The organism is Formosa sejongensis (genome assembly GCF_033447105.1).
Classification (GTDB): Bacteria; Bacteroidota; Bacteroidia; order Flavobacteriales; family Flavobacteriaceae; genus Formosa.
The window spans coordinates 1-16,336 of sequence record NZ_JAWQUN010000041.1 but is presented as its reverse complement, the minus strand read 5'-3'; the positions used below and the strand labels follow the sequence as shown (position 1 = coordinate 16,336).

Sequence of the window (16,336 nt, the reverse complement as noted above, 5' to 3'; positions counted from 1 at the left end):
GATTCTCAAGAAAAACGAGATCAAGTCTCAATATACAAAATAACCTTAATTCTCTCTTTTTGTTCTTTCTGATTGGATACTTAATTTATAACTTATATTTAATAAGGCTAACTTAAGATATACAAGACCGTTAGCCATAAGCGTGACCGACCTGAATACAGACTATATGATTTTAACTATTATCTACAAAAATGACAAAGTAATCAGGCGGAATTAAAAACCTTTTAAACTGAAAAAGTTAGAGGAATTTACAATAAGAAAACTAAAAAAAGCAATTTATAGAACAAAAAAACAATGAGTAAAAAAACATTTCAAAAACCTCGAGACTACATAAACTTCACCAATAAAGAATTAGCAAAAAAAGCGACAATCGATCCGTATACTGTTTTTTATGAATGTGAAATGCGCATTGGTGAAACTAACGAACAAGATTTAGAGTTGGTTACAATTAGTATCTCTTCTTTGGAAAGTGTTTTGGATGATATTGATGAACATAATTGTGTAAATCTATTATCTGAACTAGGTAGATGCTACTCAGAAGACAAATTGCATCAGTTATTGAAAGAAAGAAAATCAGAGCTAAATAAAGCTTTAGGTTTTTTTACTACTGGTAAGCTTACTATAAAAACAAACCCAACAGCACGTGTTTTCATTCAAGGCAAAGACATTGGTGTAACTCCTTTGATAGATATAGCAGTACCCATAGGTGATATACTTTTAGAATTTGTATGTACAGAAACAGGAGAACGTTACGCAAAAGAAGTAAAAGATATTACAGAAAATGGTACTAGAATCATACATACAGCAAATAATGAAAAACAAAAAGTAAATTCTTTTAGAACAGAATTTAATAAACAAATTGAGAAACAAAATTTCTCTTATACTCCAACTTATTTTTCATTCTATAGCATGATGTTTGATTGTGAATGGGACGCAAAAATGAGTCTTCATAAAATGTTAGAGCAAGGAAAACTTCTTTCCGATGAAAGAAAAAAATTAGGAATTAGACGTTTTATATATAAAAAAACAGAAGGTTTTTCAGATGGCTATTATAATGTAAAGTTTTGGGAAATTATGAATACGGGATTAGATATAAAAACTCAATACGGAAATGTAGGCACAAGTTCACCTAGAAAAAACACAAAAACCTATGCAAGTGAAGAATTAGCCCAAAAAGACTTTGATAAAAACATAAAAGCAAAACTTAAAAGTGGTTTTTCAGAAGAAAACTAGAAAGCTATCAACAGCTTATAAGAAGTTTTGTTTTATTCCTTTTCTCTAAAATGTAAGCCTAAGCAGTTTGTTAAAAAGCCAATGGGTAACAATGTATAAAAAACATAGGGCGTTTGTGCTAAACTGTAAGGTCTGTGAATATTAATTAAGTCTGCTAAATATAAAATTTAGCGTTTAAGAGAAAATAAAAGCAAAATATTTATATTTAGCTAAGTAAAAAACCGAAACGAAAGTGCCTTTTAACTGCCCTACGTTTCTTATACGAGACGTTGTGCTTCATGCCTAAAAACGAGATAAAAATTTATTATGGAAGTAAATTTGGCATATTATCGCAGAAAAGATTGGAAAAAATTCTTAAAAATGATTGACGATAAAGATTCAATGTACGGCTCTTGGAATGATTGGCACAAATCATTTTTAAAAACAAAGCACAGTTTGATTTCTAAAGGTTTTATCGTAAACGATTTTATAGTAGATTTGGATAAATTAAAAATATACTGTTCCAATAGAAATTTAAAAATTGACGGAAAAGCTCGATCACAGTTCGTATCTAACATAAAATGAATAAAGAACATATAACCAAAGTACAAGTTTTATTAACTGAATGGAATCCTCTAGGAAAACTGTCCGTTCAGAAAACCGACTTGAATAACTATGAAACTGAAGCGACGGATATTCTATGGTATGTAAAAAAGACCAATACAGTTGAGCAGATAAATAAAATAACAAATACTGTTTTGAGTCAAGCTTTCGGAATACATGTGGATCCTGTTAAATGTAAAATTATTGGGGAACAAATACATTCAATTTTAAACAAAAAATAAAAGCACGAAAGCACAACAAAGTACTGTGGTAAAAAACAAGTAAAATCTACTTAATTTTTCAGTAAAGTACTTCTATAAGAATCTTCATAAATCAATCCCGATTTAGCTATAGCAAAAGCCTGTTTTAATGAGGGTATTGCACACAGCTATTAATGCTAACTTTTTACTCTTTCCTTTGGCAACTATACGCTCATAAATGTCTCGGCAAGCTTTATTGTATTTACATGCATTAAAGCTGCACATAAATAATAGATTGCGTAGTTTCTGATTACCTATTTTACTAATTCGGGGTCGTCCATTTATACTACTTCCACTTTTTCTAATTACAGGTGTTAATCCTGCGTAACTACATAATTCACTTCCGCTTCTAAAACGATCAAATCCATCGGTTAAAACCAATAGCATAACGGCTGTTTTGTTTCCAATACCTGGAATGGTTTTTACGCGAGTTAATAGATCTTGGTACTCTTGTTTTACTAATACTAATAGTTTGTCTTCTAAATTTTTTAGCTCCTTCTGAACATGCTTTAAACTTCGTTTTAAGGAACTGACTACTACTTTACTTGGATTGCCTAAAACAGTTTCTCCATGTATTTTATTTTTCAACATAGTACTCTGTTTTGTATACACAGAAAGGAGTCTGGTCATTTGTAGACACTCTGTTTGAACTTTAGAATTTCCTTGCCACAGTTTTAATTCTACCTGTTTTGCATACTCACATATCATTTTAGAATCACTCTTGTCTGTCTTGATTTTAGACAACTTCATTTGAATAAAACGCTTGATTGACAAAGGGTTTTCAACACTAACTTTTATGTTGTGTTCTACCAAATAATACGCTAATTGTAAATGATAAACACCTGTAGATTCCATAACACAATGAGTATTATAACTCATAAGTTTTATAAACTTTTTAAAGCCTGAAGTATTATTATTGAACTGATGAAACAAACCATCACTTCCCATTACATCAAAAACATCTTTACTAATGTCAATTCCAAAATAATTCGTATTTTCATTCATATGTAATATATTTTTGAAAGAACGTATCTACGGTATTTTCTACAACTTAAAAACGAGATCCTTAGTCTCCTAGAACTGTACGAAATAATGGTAGAAAAGAGAGAGGATTCTCAAGAAAAACGAGATCAAGTCTCAATATACAAAATAACCTTAATTCTCTCTTTTTGTTCTTTCTGATTGGATACTTAATTTATAACTTATATTTAATAAGGCTAACTTAAGATATACATAAACGTTAGCCACAAGCTGAAAAAAAATCCGAACTACAATGATTGAATGGATAAACGAAAGATTCGGAACAGATTTCACCGAAGAACAATTAATAAATGTCAAAGACTTTTCACTTCTTTGGAACATATTTGAAAATTTAGTTTGTAGAAATCATTGCAATGTCAATCGTTTAGAAGAAAGACTAAATCCAGTCGATTTTGAAATTACTGACTTTCAAGAAAATTTACAATATTTTAAAGATAGATATACCGAAAACGGAACAACAAACGCTCGATTTGAACATCTGAATTTTCGGAATGGAGACAGAAAAGAGTTTGTCGCAAATGTGCTTTTAGGAAATGAAGATGTAACTTCTAATATAGTTTTAGCACTAACAATTATAGTTTATAGATTTAGAAACAATCTTTTTCACGGATTAAAAAACTTTATGCAGATTAACGAGCAAGAAGAAAATTTTAAAAATGCTAATCAAGTCATAAAGTCAATACTTACTCATTTTACTAATTGAGCAAACTACAAGAAATATTTAGCAATCGAGAAATTTCATTATTAATTTGGCTTGGAATTTTTATAATTTTTGTTCTCACACAAAAGTCAATGAGAAATTCCTTGGCAGATGTTATAAAGCTACTTTTCGGCAAATATTTCCTTGTAATTTATTTAACTTTAGGAGTTTATTTGTTTGGAATATTTAGTCTTTTAAAAGCAATTGGACTTTGGACATTTGCAGACATTAAAGATTCAATCTTTTGGCTTTTTTCAGTTGCATTCGTTTTGGTTTTTAGTCTGAATAAAGCCAAAGACCGTAAATATTTTAAAGAAATTCTTATAGACACTATAAAAGTGATTGCGATATTAGAATTTGTAATTAATTTTTACAATTTCAGTTTAGTAACAGAACTAATAATACTTCCAATATTAATCTTTGTTGTACTGCTACAAGCAGTTGCTGGTTTGGATTCAAAGAATGCACAAGTTGCAAAATTATTAACGAATTTAATGGCAATATTTGGTTTCGGGTTATTAATTTATTCAATCTATCAAATGGCAAATGGATATTCCGACTTCTTTAAATTAGGAACATTACACTCATTTATTCTACCAATAATACTTACAATATTGTTCTTGCCTTATTTATACTGTTTATCACTTTATAGCATTTACGAATCATACTTTATTAGACTTGATTTTATGACTATAAAAAAAGGAAAAGTCAAGAAAGTTAAAAAGTATATCAGACGAAGAGCTAACTTAAACATTAATCGGCTGAACAGAATAATGGAACGTTTTGACAAAAAAGTATTTTATGACGATACGAACTTGAAAAAATATGTAAAGAAAATAAGCAACCGGAAAAAAGCCAGTGGCTAACAAAGTACTGTGGTAAAAAACCGATAAAATCTAAATACAGCAATTCAAATGTATAAAAAAGTAAACTTTATTTTTAGAACTACACTTACTGCATTTACTACACATCTAACAAAAATTGATTATTAGCTACCCTAGAGTTTGAATCGGCTAAAAACCAATAGTATTGGTAAATTGATGATACTATTTTGAATTGAAATATTTATATTAGAATATGCAATTACCTCTAGAGTCCGACATATCAATTTCCAAACTTACTTCAGTCTTTAAAAACACTAGTGCAACTTATAAATTTTATTGGTTTTGGGCTATATTAGAATCTGTTGACGAAGGAAAAACGGAAATCAATAAAAAAGAGATTTTTGCAAGAATGCTAACACTGTCTTGGTAGACCGTGAATTATTTCCATGTCTCTTTTGGAAAACAAGACTTAATTCAAGATGCAGTTCGAAAGATCAAGGATATAAAAAATCTTAATGTAGATACTAAGAAGAGTATTATGCTTGATTCACTATGAGTACAAAAAATACATACTATTAAATGTAAAGACTCTCCTTTAATTATACACAATATGTAATAATGGCAAACTGAACAATACCAACCGTTCACTTAAAAGCATAGCCACTTCACTTAAAATTCAATGTCTGTATCAATCTATCCTCGAACTTTGCTTCCGAATGTCTCGATTTAAAACATTTTCAATAAAAAAACAAGCAGTAAAACCATCAAAATTATTAGATCTGCCTTGCTTCAACATTTAAAAATTTTAATGCGCAAAAAGATTAAGAATGAAATTATTTAGAAGTATTAGAAGAAAATTAATTGGTACAGGTAAAATTAAAAGTTACTTAATATATGCACTCGGAGAAATTTTATTAATTGTGATTGGGATCTTAATTGCTTGGAAGATTAATAGTTTAAACGAAATAAATAAAAACAGAATTGTTGAAGTAAAGATTTACGAAAGCTTATTTGAAGAGTTACATACAAATCTTAATGCTTTAGATAGTGCCATTGTTAGATACGATACTAATGCGCTAACGCTGCAAAGTTCGCTTCAGTTTATAGGGAAACCACAAATTGAATTAACGCAAGAAATGAAAAATTTAATTATACAAACTAAATTCAAAAATACAAATTTGAGGGATGCCGCACTGAATTCGATTAATAACACGAACAAATTCGAATTTCTAGAAAACGACTCTTTAAAAGAATTAATAGCCCTGTATCCTAATGAAATTAGCATATTTAAAAATCAGGAAATAAAGATTGGAAATATTGTAAACAATCGGTTGCAACCTGTTATCGAAAAACATATTTCATTACTTGATTTGCTTCCTGAGGAGAACAAAAAGTATAATCAACTAAAAAATCTTGGACAACAATCAAATTATTTAGATTTATTAAACAGCAGAGAATACCAAAACTGCTTAATCGATCAATTATTACAAACTCAAATTCAATTAAATATGGCTAAAAGTTTACGTACAAAAACAGAAAGACTTGCAGTTAAATTAAAGCTGGAGTTAAAACGCTAATAGACTTCTTTTTTCCATTATAAAACCGATTCACTGAACAAAAACCCTCGTTCACTTAAAAGGTAAAGTGATAGGTTGATTACAATATTTTGACATCAAAGAAGGGATTAACTTTGTTATTGCTATGAAGCAAAAATTAAGTATTCATTTTAAAATATAAAGACAAATTCAGTGTAAAATGAACAAGTCTCTTAGAGATTAATTTTTATTACAGATTCAAGATTTACTATTTTAAATAAATTCTAAACATAACCTTATATTGATAATTAAAAAAAAACAAAAAATGAAATATCCTTTTAAATTTTTAACACTAGCTCTGATTTCTCTGGGAACTTTTATAGCATGTTCGTCTGATGACTCGACGACTGAAGCAGATGACGAAGAAGCTGCTACGGAATTACACGCTGCATTTTCAGCTTTTAATTCAGATGCGACCACTATTTATTTAGATGGTGCTAATGTGGTTATTGAAACTACAGGTCTACCAAATCACGAAACAGTGTACTGGGGTGAAGGTAATTCTCTTTATTTGGAAGAAGATGATGTAGATGTAACACCGTCAATCATGTCTAGTAATAATAATGCAGTAACTATTACTGTAGACGCTACCCCAAATTTAACAGGGAACACCGTTTCTACAGAATTAAACACAATTGGAATTGCTGTTAGTGGCGCATCATTATTTAATGACCAAGAAGGAAATGGAGCGTTAGATCAAGCGGCTGCAAGTTTAGATTGGACAGGAGCTCACATTGGACCTGGTGTATATCACTATCATTTAGAACCAAAAGCCTTTACAGATGATGACGATAGTTTAGTTGGAATTTTACTAGATGGTGTGTTTTTATACGGAAGACAATGTAATGCAACGGGAACATATCCTACAGATTTAGATGCTTCTGGAGGGCACACATCTACCACCCAATATACGTTAGGAGAAGAAGAATATCATTACCATATAATAAACGAGTTATATTCTAATACAGGATCTTATATCGCTTTTACAGGACCTTATCAAGGTTACTAATATAATATATGAAAACACTTTATATCATACCATTTGTGCTATTCTTATTTACTAATTGTGATAAAACTTTAGTCGACAAAAAAAACGTTGCTATTCAAGAACCCGTGGTAATAAACAATATTGAAGTACTAAAAAACGATTTGGTTTTAAACCAGATTGAAGGAAAATGGTATTATAACGATCTTCCCTATTCTGGTTACTCAATAAAACTATATCCGAACGATACTATAGCAGAAAGACTTGGTTTTGTAAACGGAAAAAGAGAAGGAGTTGCTAGAAAATGGTCTGAGAAAGGAGTGCTTCGTATAGAATCTTATTATAAAGAGAACCGTTTAGATGGTGTGTATAAATCGTGGTGGGATAATGGTGCTTTATCTGCAAAATCAAATTATACAAACGGCATAAAACAAGGTGTTGAAGAAGAATGGTATCCCACAGGGCAAAGGGCAAAACAAAGACAGCTTGTTAATGGGAAAGAAAATGGTTTGCAAAAAGCGTGGTTACAAAACGGAACATTATATGTTAACTATGAAGCCAAAAACGGACGTATTTTTGGTATGAAAAAAGCGAATTCATGTTATAAACTAGAAAATGAAGTTATTAATAGAGATGAAAAAATTTAGTTCCATTTTAATTCTAATACTGCTACTCGTTGCAAGTTGTAAAAATGAGACTAAGAAAGAAGATATTATTACGATTGAAACCAGCAGAGTAGATTACCTACCGTATTACGGAGATGAATCGTTTACGCCTAATTGGTTAATTCCAGGCTCTCAAGAAGAAAAGGATTTTCATAAAATTCCAGATTTTAAATTAGTCAATCAATTAGGTGATTCAATTTCTCAGGACACGTTTGAAAATAAAATATATGTTACCGATTTCTTCTTTACTGTTTGCCCAGGGATTTGCCCGCAATTAGCAGAGAGTATGCTAAAGGTTCAAGAAGAATATAAGAAGGATACAGACATACTTTTGCTTTCACATTCAGTAATGCCATCTACAGATTCTGTACCAGTTTTAAAAGAATATGCAAAAACTCACGGTGTAATAGATAATAAATGGCACTTGGTGACAGGAGATAAAAAAGAAATTTATTCACTAGGTAGAAATCAATATTTTGTTGAAAATGATTTGGGAGAACCTAAAAGTATAGATGACTTTCTGCATACAGAAAACGTCTTGCTTATAGATAAAGACAAACATATTAGAGGGATTTATAATGGATTAAACAGGGCTTCCGTAGCACAACTAATAACAGATATAAAAACTTTGAAAACAGAATAAGACCACACACAAAATAACAAAGCGTTCATGTTTGATCTTAGAGACCATTCATGAACGCTTTAGCATTAACTGCTATGTTATATTACTACACGCAGTAAACTAGCAAATATTTTCTTTAGTCTTTATCTGCAAAATAAGATGGTCCAACACCAGTTAAGAAATCTTCTCTTACAGGAGCAAATGTATCAATTAATTGTCCTTCTTCTAAACAAACGGCACTATGTAATAAGTTAGGTTCGATATATACACCGTCTCCAGCTTCTACAATTTGCTTTACGCCATCAATTTCAAATTCAAATTTACCTGAAACAACATAAGTAGCTTGAGTATGGAAATGTTGATGAGGAGCTCCTAATGCACCTTTATCAAATTTCACGCTTACCATCATAATTTGGTTATCGTAACCTAAAAATTTTCTTGATACTCCACCACCAAGTACTTCCCATTCCATGTCTTTTGTAATGACGTACTTTTCGCTAAATCTTTTCATTTGTTTAATATTTTATTATATAATTTGTAATATAGTAATGTTCTATGCAAGATAATTCATTTCTAATAATTAGAGAAGCATCATTTAGAAATTTTATGATTTTAATAACCATATTTAACAATTCAAATTCCTCATAATAGGGACTAAAAACACCAACCTACTAAACGATAATATGGATAGCAAAATTAATGAATAAAAAATCTCAGATTAATATTTAACCTGAGATTTTAAAACTTACACAGTTTATGAGATAATGTTAATGTATTAAAAAAAAGTAATTAATCTATTACTACCTTTTTTGTTACTGAACCATCTACAGAATTTATTTTCATTAAATAAACACCTTTTGCTAGACTAGAAACATTTATCCGATCTACTGTTAATTTTGAAGATAATACTTTTGCTCCTAGAATATTATACATATCTATTGAAGATACACTTACGTTTTTAGATTGAATATTTATATAATCTCTAGCAGGATTTGGATATACTTTGAATTTTGAAGCTAAAACATCGTCTATAGACTGTGTATTACCTTCTTGAAGTGAAATATTATCATAAAACACCTCTGTTTCGTCATCAATAGACTCTAGTGATCTAACATAAATTACAACTTCTGTATTTGTTGCCGTAAAAGAAAATGTATTTGTTACCCAATCTGGATTGTCATTTGTAATATCCATACCATAATCAACCGAAGGATCATTATAACCATTAGAGTCAATACCTTCTTCACTAGTAATTTGAGTATTTAATATATATACTTGTGATGGTGTACCAACTGCTTCTGATTTCGAATCGATAGAAAAATCATAAACACTACCAATAGTTAGACCTACCACTCTTTGATATAAACGTCGAGAACTACCTGTGATACTTGGATTACCGTCGTCGTACAATTTAACTCCTCTAGTTCCGTTATTTCCATTACTTGTAGACCCAGGTTGTTCATCTATAGAAGCATCTGCATCATCAAGATATTTAAAGGCCAAAGCTTCTTCTAAAGCTGCATTATTCCATCCATTTGGGTTATTAACTTCATCATACTTATAAGGACTTGGTGTTTTTTCAGTACCTCCATCGAGTACGACTTCACTATTAGGAGTCATATCCCAAGCATCTGCATTATCTCCTGTTTCTCCTTGAAATTCATCGCAAGTACCATTTTGGACAAGTTCTTGACTATATCCATAATTAAAACACAAAAGGAGTACCAACAGGTAATAAAATGCATTAGATTTTTGTCTTGTAAAAAGTAGTTTTGTTTTCATAATAATAGTTTAAAATGTTAATATTAATTAAAGTTGAATGATATTACTTAAACATATAGTTAAGTAACTTTGTTAAGTTTTATCTGGATAACCAAACTGGTTAACCAAAAAGGTTTTTCGAATATACAATTATTTTAACAAAATACACAGACTATAAATAAATTATCTTAAAAAAAAATAAACATCTTTAATTACTCATTATTTATAACAAAATATTATTTAAGATTAAAATTAAGAAATGAATGTTTTTAGATTTATAGCAAATTTTGAAGATGAATCTATATGTATATCTCATTTTAAAAAAGAAAGAGATAAATAAGGAGTTGTATGTAAATGTGTTCATACAGAACATTATTGGATAAAAGCAGGTTAAGTTATGAATGTAAGACGTGTAAATAGCGCATGACTTTGAAGAGTGGTACCATTAACCTTTCCTTTCTTATATATCACAAAACTATCTTCTTTTTTACAACTACTAAAAGGCTTCCTCCAAAGAAATACAAAAACAATATAGGATTAAAACGATGAACCTGTAAGGCAATGGTTCATAAACTGCTTTAAGATATGGAGATCGCGATGATCGCTATACTTTAAAAGATTTGATTGAGACCGATAAAGGTTATTTTAAAATAGAAGCTTTTGTGCTTATCATAAAACTCAAAAATCAGGTTGGGGAAGTAAAACAAAATCTAATGTCATGATTATGGCAGAGAGCACAGTTTTAGAAAATATTGAAACACTTAAGCAAGCTTTAGAAAAATAATGAGTGAATACAGACTGACAAAAGTGCTTCATACATCTATATCGCTGATTATTTAGATATTCAAATCACTGCAAATCAAGTAAAAGCACAACTAAAGAAACATAAAAATGGAATCGTATTACGACCAGTAATGCAAAAAGAAACTTTGCTGGAACTTATCAAAAACAAAAGCTAAATAGAAGGTGTTTTGTAGAAAGAATCTTTGATAGACTTGTTATTCCTAGCATTACAACTAAGGGACACTAAGCGGACAGACAATATAGACTTTGACACTATCGTAAATAATCTATAATAAAAAAATCTCAGATTAAAATATTAACCTGAGATTTTTTATAATTTATGAGATACTAATAAAGTTGAATAATCTATAGATTATTCAACTAATAATTCTTCTAGTTTATTTAACTTTTGGTAATCTCCCTCTACATCAAAGTGTTCCGATTTTTTAAACAAAATACTACCTGCTCCTATTGCAGCTCCCGCAGCAGCTCCGATTGCAACTCCTGCAGCATCTCCCGTAAAGGCTCCTATTCCAGCTCCTAAACCAGTACCAATTAGTATATTTACACCTCCAGAATATTTTGTTTTAACAGAACCAATGTTACCAACAGGAATGTCTATAGTTTTACCTCTTCTAGTTAATTGTAATGCCGTTTCTGAAATTGAAAATATATCTCCTTTATTAATTTTATTTCCTTGTAAATCGTATACGCGGACAAATATATTTGAGTCTTCGAATTTATTTTGAGCACAAACGTTAATACTTATAATAAGTGTCAATACAAAAATTAGATTTTTCATAATTAATAATGTGTGTTTTTAGATATAATGTTTCAGCTAATATATTAAAAGTAAATATCAATTAAAGAGAAAAACTACAATTTATCGTATTAATATACCGTTTTATCGAATAACATTCTTTTAACTAAATAACCGATCTAGAATCCGAGTTGTAATTCGGAAGATATATGCCCGATTCTAAATTAATTTGAATCTAACACAGAGTGGTTTTAAAGAACTCTAATTAAGGCATTATAATTAATTAGAGTTCTTCTTAACACCTAAATATCAAAACTTTTTGAAATTATTTCTACTTAGATAAATTCATCTTAACAGGCTTAGTATTCCATCCTTCTAACAGAATTTCAGAAGATTTTCCTTCTAGGTATTTTTCCTCAATTTGCATCTGAATAGTTCTTTCTTCATTTGGGAAAAGTGAGATATAATCATCATCAAAAAACACAGGTAAAATACTTTCTCCTGTAATTTTATCTTTCACCTTTATTTTATTTAGCAAAGACACATGGTCTGATTGATTCTTTAAGGTTATTTGTGCTGTATAATATCCTTTTTTATGGCTTTCTTTAATCTTCATTTTCACATTAGCGACAGGAAGATCATTCAAGTCTAAACAATTTCCATCCTTGTTTTCTAGCCAATAAAAGTTATCACTAATTACTTTTCCGTTTTTAGTTAACTCTAATTTCAAGAATAGTACACGGTCTGCTGGTTGATGCTCTAAATCAAAACATGTTTTCACAGAAGTAGATGCTACATTTGTAATTAGTGATTTTGACCATAAAACGTCTCCGTTGGCACCATAAACACTTGCGTTAATTTCTACTTCTTTAAGATTAGAAATTGTATTGTTAGCAATTCGTATTTCATTTTTATGACTATCCCAAAATGCATGTATAGGCGACGAAGCCTTTTTTACAGCAAAATAAGAGGCTGTATATTCAAGATAATGGTCGTAGAGCTGACAAATAAGTGAAGGCCATGCGGATTGACTCATCCATAAAATATTACCACTTCCTTGTGCTGATTGTAAACTCTCCATCATGGCTTTTCCCGATTCGTAATTAAATAACTGAGCTTTGTTGCTATATTCTTCTACACTATTAGGTTCACCATAACGATTAATAATGGTTTCTGTAAATTTCTCTGATCGTCCTTGTTGGTAATCGTGTATTGCCCACATATCGCTAATAGGCCAAACATCTTCTGCTGGCATCATCTTGCGAATACTTTCTACCTCGGGAATAGCAATAATACCTAACTCACTATGGAATGTCCTTCCTCTATTTTCAAAATACCATTCAGAACTACGGACATCGTAAGGCCCAAATCCACTAAGGGTCCCTCCTGCCGAATTGGATATATAAAACCGTGTACCATCCAGAGATTCTGTCTCTTTTTCCATGGCAACATCAAGTTCTAATAAAGGAATTCCTTCGTTACGACCACAATAAAATGCTAAAGATGGATGTTTACGGACCCACTTTATTTTGTCTTTTGCATTGTTCATAAACATCTTGTGATCTTTTGGATTAGGTCCATCAGCTGGATTTGCTAACCAGAAGTCATCAAAAACAAGAATCCCATATTTATCGCAAGCTTCATAAAACGCTTCATGGTTGGTCATCCCTAGCCAGTTTCTAATCATGTTAAAATTGGCTTCTTTCTGAAGTTTCACTCTTAAATCATAACCCTCTTCATCTAAACGCATCATCGCTTCTGGGAGTCCCCAGTTTCCGCCACGTAATAAAATTCTATAGCCATTGCAATACACAAACAGGACATTGTCTACCTCTTTATATTCTAAATCTCTTATACCAAATTGTATCGTTTTAGTATCTGAAACCGTATTATTTTCAATAAATTGTAAGTCTAGTTTTGTAAGGTTTTGTGGACCATAACCATTTGGCCACCAAAGTTTTGGATTCGTAATTTCTAATGCCGAAAACTGAGTTTTATCTAGAGTAACCGTTTTTTCTTCATTAGCCCTAAGTTTTACAAGCAACTCAATAACCTTATCGTCAAATTTAGCAATAAGCTTACCTTCAACAGGTTTCGACGAATAATTTTTAAGGGCAGTGCTTATTCTCAAATCGGCTTTTGTGGTATCGGGTAAATTTAAGGTTGAAGAAACCCAAGGGTCTTGAATGGAAATATTACCACTGGTACGAAAAGTTACGGCGTTCCAAATACCATTGTTACGCCCTTTAATAATGGGTAGCCAGTTCCATCCAGCAGAAGCTAAAGAAGTCGGGCCATCTAAACCCAATACATCACCATTAGTGGTACGAGATCCTAATGATTTTCGAATAACTTTATGATTGTTAGATACCCAATTTTCGTTATTATGTACCAATACTGCCAAGGTATTTTCTCCTTCAAAATTCACCAATTTGGTAACGTCAAATTCACCTCTTAGAAAGGCTCCATCAATACGTCCCAAATATTTACCATTAAAATAAACTTCTGACTTCCAGTTTATTCCTGAAAAATTTATAAAAATTCTCTGTCCTGATAATTCTGAAGGGAAGTCGACTACTGTACGATACCAAAAATTGTTTCCAGAGAAAAACTCATCAGAAATTTGATGCATATTATCGCCATATAATGGATCTGGTAAAGCACCAAAATTGTAATAATCCCCAAGCACAGTTCCTGGAACTCTAGCAGGAATCCATTCTTTGTTATTATATGCTGTTGTTGAAATAACTTCCGGATCAGCATCAACAAACATAGCGTTTTGAACCTGCCACATGTCTCCGTTTAAGGATAGATTATTTACAGAAAGTTTAGTTGTATGTAATGGTAAAAACCTATCGGGACCTTCACCAATAATTTTCATTTCACGAATTACTGATCCACGTATAGGATTTAGCACCTTAGAAATATTTATTTGTATGTATCTCGCCTGAGTAGGCTTAATAGCTATGGTTTGGTTCCCTCCTTTTCCTTCGCTTGTTTTGTACAACTCTACAGCATGATCTCCCTCTTCGATTGATGCAGATAGGTTATATGAAATCGCATAGTTCCCTCCCCAATTAACCTCTATGTGCTCAATTTCTTGAGTAGATCCTAAATCAATGATAAGCTGCTGATTTTTGTCTCTCCAATATCCTTCCCAATATGTATCTAAGCTACCATCTACAACCAAATGTCCGCTATGATTGACATCAACCGATGAAGAGTGGGTAACAATACGATATTGTGCAAGATTTTTTTGCTGAGCATCTACTTTTAAAGTAAAAATTAAGAAAAAAGAAAGGAGTAAAATGGGTTTGATTATTACTTGGAATACATTCATAACTGAATTTTAAAATAAAATATTGTTAATATTTGAAATGATGATGGATTGATCTTTACTAAATTATAAACCTTAAAAAAACTATAAATCATAATTACAACAACTTTGTACCTTTTAAAATTATATTCACACCAGTTGTTGATATCCCCTAATCTTTTGAAACTACTGTACCTATAATTATTTAACCTTATTGGCTAACATATACTTCGTTAATTAATACGTTCGCATCGTTTATTCTAAAACACTTTTATAGGATAAACTAACTATAAAGCCATAGAAACGCTGACTTTACAGAAGACTGTTTAAAATTTTATTTCTTAAATACATCACTTTTTGTTGTATAACATTATTTGATAGTGAAATTTGATTTTTTTTTAATAAACGTCTATCGGAAATAGTAGTAAATCGGTGATTTTTTTAGTGGTAATACCTAGTTTTATGTTATTAAGTTTTGTTTGCATTTCTAATTAACAATATTATAAATAATGTCCAATTCATTGACTTAATTATGATTCTAGATATCTAACTTATCACCCATTTTCGACTAATACACTTTATAAACAGTTGCTTTGGTGTATAACATCTGTTTCATTTGTTTTAGAGCTTAAAATATTAAATCATTTATAAAATGAACTTACAGGCCCTCCATTGTACATTTTAAATAACACTGATTTTAATATTGCTGAGATTGCTATGAAAGTCGTATTTATTAATATACTGTATTGGGATTCTGAGGTGAAATCTGCCATTCGCGACAAGATTCTAGTATTTATCCCTTGTAAAAACTTTGCGGATAGGCATCCCTAAAAATAAAAAAGAGATAAAGAACAAAAGTTCTGTGTATGTATTGATCCATAAGATTCCGATTTTTGGACCTCATCTATACAAAACACCATATGATTAAACAAAATACCAGTGACAGAGAAGCGAAGAATTATTTAGTGGATACTCCAGATATTAAGAAAGCTTTCGACTTAGCATAAGGACGGATCAAGGCATATTTCTGGGGAGCCGTATAAATTATGCATATAATTTAGTTAGTCTATAGAGGAAGAATTTTATATCTCTTACACCTCTAAATTGCGCTCTAAATTCCTTTATTTTGGCATTGAAAGATTCTGCCGATGCGTTTGTACTTCTGTTATTAAAATAGTTCAAAATCGGTTTGTAATGCATCTGTATAGA

15 protein-coding genes and 2 pseudogenes are annotated in these 16,336 nt (G+C 30.7%); 11 read left to right on the top strand and 6 right to left on the bottom strand.

The features are described from left to right. The first annotated feature begins 294 nt into the window (after positions 1-294). The 3 genes from R6X41_RS19445 (at position 295) to R6X41_RS19435 (ending at position 2,057) form a co-directional block, all read left to right on the top strand. Positions 295-1,233, top strand: a complete 939-nt coding sequence (locus R6X41_RS19445; protein ID WP_318502022.1) for a WGR domain-containing protein — start codon at positions 295-297, stop codon at positions 1,231-1,233. Between the two features lie 306 nt (positions 1,234-1,539). Continuing rightward, positions 1,540-1,797, top strand: coding sequence for a hypothetical protein (locus R6X41_RS19440; RefSeq protein WP_318502021.1), 258 nt, complete (start codon positions 1,540-1,542; stop codon positions 1,795-1,797). Further along, a complete protein-coding gene (locus tag R6X41_RS19435; RefSeq protein WP_318502020.1) occupies positions 1,794-2,057 on the top strand; it encodes a hypothetical protein in 264 nt (87 codons plus the stop codon). Before R6X41_RS19440 ends, R6X41_RS19435 begins: the two co-directional genes overlap by 4 nt. A 50-nt stretch (positions 2,058-2,107) precedes the next feature. On the opposite strand, the pseudogene R6X41_RS19430 reads toward R6X41_RS19435, so the two are convergent. Next, positions 2,108-3,080 (bottom strand): annotated as a pseudogene (locus R6X41_RS19430) (IS110 family RNA-guided transposase). A gap of 268 nt (positions 3,081-3,348) precedes the next feature. On the opposite strand from R6X41_RS19430, the gene R6X41_RS19425 reads away from it, so the two are divergent. The 7 genes from R6X41_RS19425 (at position 3,349) to R6X41_RS19395 (ending at position 8,528) form a co-directional block, all read left to right on the top strand. Then, positions 3,349-3,819, top strand: a complete 471-nt coding sequence (locus R6X41_RS19425; RefSeq protein ID WP_318502019.1) for a hypothetical protein — start codon at positions 3,349-3,351, stop codon at positions 3,817-3,819. Beyond that, the gene (locus R6X41_RS19420; protein ID WP_318502018.1) at positions 3,816-4,682 is read left to right on the top strand and encodes a hypothetical protein; all 867 of its coding nucleotides are present in this window, start codon (positions 3,816-3,818) and stop codon (positions 4,680-4,682) included. The genes R6X41_RS19425 and R6X41_RS19420 overlap by 4 nt, the downstream gene beginning before the upstream one ends. 211 nt (positions 4,683-4,893) lie before the next feature. Next, positions 4,894-5,070, top strand: a complete 177-nt coding sequence (locus R6X41_RS19415) for a hypothetical protein (RefSeq protein ID WP_318502017.1) — start codon at positions 4,894-4,896, stop codon at positions 5,068-5,070. A gap of 397 nt (positions 5,071-5,467) precedes the next feature. Continuing rightward, entirely contained in the window at positions 5,468-6,217 is a 750-nt protein-coding gene (locus R6X41_RS19410; RefSeq protein WP_318502016.1) for a hypothetical protein, read from the top strand. Between the two features lie 283 nt (positions 6,218-6,500). Next, the gene (locus R6X41_RS19405; RefSeq protein ID WP_318502015.1) at positions 6,501-7,244 is read left to right on the top strand and encodes a YHYH protein; all 744 of its coding nucleotides are present in this window, start codon (positions 6,501-6,503) and stop codon (positions 7,242-7,244) included. Positions 7,245-7,252: 8 nt separating this feature from the next. Further along, complete coding sequence (locus R6X41_RS19400; protein ID WP_318502014.1) at positions 7,253-7,867, top strand: toxin-antitoxin system YwqK family antitoxin; 615 nt, start codon at positions 7,253-7,255, stop codon at positions 7,865-7,867. Then, a complete protein-coding gene (locus R6X41_RS19395) occupies positions 7,836-8,528 on the top strand; it encodes an SCO family protein (RefSeq protein ID WP_318502013.1) in 693 nt (230 codons plus the stop codon). The genes R6X41_RS19400 and R6X41_RS19395 overlap by 32 nt, the downstream gene beginning before the upstream one ends. Before the next feature lie 115 nt (positions 8,529-8,643). Here the strand turns inward: R6X41_RS19395 and R6X41_RS19390 are convergent, their stop codons facing one another. Both R6X41_RS19390 and R6X41_RS19385 read right to left on the bottom strand, forming a co-directional pair. Further along, positions 8,644-9,018, bottom strand: coding sequence for a cupin domain-containing protein (locus R6X41_RS19390; protein ID WP_318502012.1), 375 nt, complete (start codon positions 9,016-9,018; stop codon positions 8,644-8,646). A 278-nt stretch (positions 9,019-9,296) separates the two neighbouring features. Beyond that, on the bottom strand, positions 9,297-10,289 hold the full coding sequence (locus tag R6X41_RS19385) for a T9SS type A sorting domain-containing protein (RefSeq protein WP_318502011.1): 993 nt from the start codon (positions 10,287-10,289) through the stop codon (positions 9,297-9,299). Between the two features lie 238 nt (positions 10,290-10,527). Between R6X41_RS19385 and R6X41_RS19380 the strand changes: the two are divergent. Next, positions 10,528-11,298: pseudogene (locus tag R6X41_RS19380) on the top strand (IS1595 family transposase). 126 nt (positions 11,299-11,424) lie between these two features. On the opposite strand, the gene R6X41_RS19375 reads toward R6X41_RS19380, so the two are convergent. From R6X41_RS19375 to R6X41_RS19365, 3 genes are all read right to left on the bottom strand, one after another. Continuing rightward, positions 11,425-11,853, bottom strand: coding sequence for a hypothetical protein (locus tag R6X41_RS19375; protein WP_318502010.1), 429 nt, complete (start codon positions 11,851-11,853; stop codon positions 11,425-11,427). 289 nt (positions 11,854-12,142) lie between these two features. Then, entirely contained in the window at positions 12,143-15,151 is a 3,009-nt protein-coding gene (locus R6X41_RS19370; RefSeq protein WP_318502009.1) for a glycosyl hydrolase 2 galactose-binding domain-containing protein, read from the bottom strand. Positions 15,152-16,171: 1,020 nt separating this feature from the next. Then, positions 16,172-16,336, bottom strand: a 165-nt coding sequence (locus R6X41_RS19365; protein WP_318502023.1) for a transposase, incomplete at its 5' end; no start/stop codon positions are given.

Coding starts and splice junctions, on each gene's coding strand:
- R6X41_RS19400 (WP_318502014.1), top strand. CDS start 7,253: ATGAAAACACTTTATATCATACCATTTGTGCTATTCTTATTTACTAAT.
- R6X41_RS19435 (WP_318502020.1), top strand. CDS start 1,794: ATGAATAAAGAACATATAACCAAAGTACAAGTTTTATTAACTGAATGG.
- R6X41_RS19395 (WP_318502013.1), top strand. CDS start 7,836: ATGAAGTTATTAATAGAGATGAAAAAATTTAGTTCCATTTTAATTCTA.
- R6X41_RS19425 (WP_318502019.1), top strand. CDS start 3,349: ATGATTGAATGGATAAACGAAAGATTCGGAACAGATTTCACCGAAGAA.
- R6X41_RS19415 (WP_318502017.1), top strand. CDS start 4,894: ATGCAATTACCTCTAGAGTCCGACATATCAATTTCCAAACTTACTTCA.
- R6X41_RS19410 (WP_318502016.1), top strand. CDS start 5,468: ATGAAATTATTTAGAAGTATTAGAAGAAAATTAATTGGTACAGGTAAA.
- R6X41_RS19390 (WP_318502012.1), bottom strand. CDS start 9,018: ATGAAAAGATTTAGCGAAAAGTACGTCATTACAAAAGACATGGAATGG.
- R6X41_RS19375 (WP_318502010.1), bottom strand. CDS start 11,853: ATGAAAAATCTAATTTTTGTATTGACACTTATTATAAGTATTAACGTT.
- R6X41_RS19370 (WP_318502009.1), bottom strand. CDS start 15,151: ATGAATGTATTCCAAGTAATAATCAAACCCATTTTACTCCTTTCTTTT.
- R6X41_RS19385 (WP_318502011.1), bottom strand. CDS start 10,289: ATGAAAACAAAACTACTTTTTACAAGACAAAAATCTAATGCATTTTAT.
- R6X41_RS19405 (WP_318502015.1), top strand. CDS start 6,501: ATGAAATATCCTTTTAAATTTTTAACACTAGCTCTGATTTCTCTGGGA.
- R6X41_RS19440 (WP_318502021.1), top strand. CDS start 1,540: ATGGAAGTAAATTTGGCATATTATCGCAGAAAAGATTGGAAAAAATTC.
- R6X41_RS19445 (WP_318502022.1), top strand. CDS start 295: ATGAGTAAAAAAACATTTCAAAAACCTCGAGACTACATAAACTTCACC.